The 1507-nt window shown below is 57.7% G+C and carries 3 protein-coding genes; all 3 read right to left on the bottom strand.

What is annotated here, in order from left to right; translation table 11 throughout:
• Positions 1 to 323, bottom strand: a 323-nt coding sequence (locus BTE28158_RS32220; RefSeq protein ID WP_254597381.1) for an RHS repeat domain-containing protein, incomplete at its 3' end; no start/stop codon positions are given.
• A gap of 92 nt (positions 324 to 415) precedes the next feature.
• Positions 416 to 745, bottom strand: coding sequence for a hypothetical protein (locus tag BTE28158_RS32215; protein WP_151052665.1), 330 nt, complete (start codon positions 743 to 745; stop codon positions 416 to 418).
• 3 nt (positions 746 to 748) lie between these two features.
• On the bottom strand, positions 749 to 1507 hold a 759-nt coding region (locus BTE28158_RS32210; RefSeq protein ID WP_174920292.1), incomplete at its 5' end, for an RHS repeat-associated core domain-containing protein.

Raw genomic sequence — 1507 nt, 5'->3', positions numbered from 1 at the left:
TACCGATGCCGGTTGTAATGCAGCCCCGACTCATGGTCATGGTACTGCCCCTGGAAGCGGATGGGATTGGCGATCGGTGCTTTGCCCGAGGCCTTGCGAATCGCCTCCTGCGCAACACCCCACGCGCGGTACTCCGCGCTCCAGGCGATCTCGCTGTGCTCGTCCGTCAGTTCCTGCGGCGTGCCGAGGTGATCGCATTGGTACCACGCGACTCTGTCGATGACTGGTGCGGGCGGCGGCGGCAGCCATAGCGGGTCTTCATCCTGCCGGTAGTAATCGCCGTACTCGGGCTGGTCGAGCAATTCGATGGCGTCGTCGCGCACCGCCTGCGCCACCGGCACAAAGCTGTGTCAGTAATTCTTCCCTAAATGCGATTTTGATGTGGTGCGCCTCGAGCTCAAGCATGGGTCCTTGTCTAATTCGACGCTCTGGAAACCTGAACGTCAATAGCAATTACGGTCAACAACGGCTCATCGGTCCAAGCTGAGATAAAGCTGAACTCCCTAAACCCATCGGCCGGTTCCTCCGCTGTTTCACATGTGGCAATAAGATAAGCCCCCCCCCTGCTTTCTTCCAAATGCGACAAATCTTGTCCCTCTGGAGAAATGGCCATCATGCCAAGGACGGTATCGAAGATGACCTCAAACATTCCGCTATCGGCCTGTATAAGTACTGCTAGACGTCCTTCTCGATAGGAGAAGGACTCGATCTGTGCATCAGCGACAAAAATCTCACTGCTTTTCATTTCTCAACTTCCCGGAAAATTTTCGCCTGGATTGAATCCCGTGCCGCTACCCCGTGTGTAGCCGTCCGGTAATGATTTGGTTGTCTGACCGTGCCGCCCTGCTTGGCCCCAGCTCAAGCCGTCGGGTTTCGTTTCTACGTGGTAATGCGCCCCATGATGGCGTGGGTTGAATCCTTTGTCGCAAGGGCATAAACCCTCGGGATGGCTCTCGTAGCGGATGCGTGTGTTGCTATTCGGCAACCAAATATAGCGAGGCGTTCCATCCGGAGTCGTTCCAATCTTAGGATCAACACCCAAGACCTTTGTCATGTCGTCTGGATTCGACGGGAACGTGTTGCTCAATCCAAGCGGATCTGTCCACTGCACCGGATTGGGCGCGTACTGATATGAATTCAGCCCCCCGGCCAGCCCGATCGGGTCCTTTGATACAAAGCGCCCCGTATTGGGATCATAGTACCGATGCCGGTTGTAATGCAGCCCCGTCTCATGGTCATGGTACTGCCCCTGGAAGCGGATGGGATTGGCGATCGGTGCCTTCCCCGACGCCTTCCTGATCGCCTCCTGCGCGACACCCCAGGCGCGGTACTCCGCGCTCCACGCAATCTCGCTGTGCTCATCAGTCAGCTCCTGCGGCGTGCCGAGGTGGTCGCACTGGTACCACGCCAGGCTGTTGATCGTCGGCGCTGGCGGCGGCGGCAACCACAGCGGGTCTTCATCCTGCCGGTAGTAATCGCCGTACTCGGGCTGGTCCAGCAATTCGAT

This window comes from Burkholderia diffusa, from assembly GCF_902499115.1.
Lineage (GTDB): Bacteria > Pseudomonadota > Gammaproteobacteria > Burkholderiales > Burkholderiaceae > Burkholderia > Burkholderia diffusa.
This window is presented reverse-complemented; position numbering and strand designations above follow the sequence as displayed.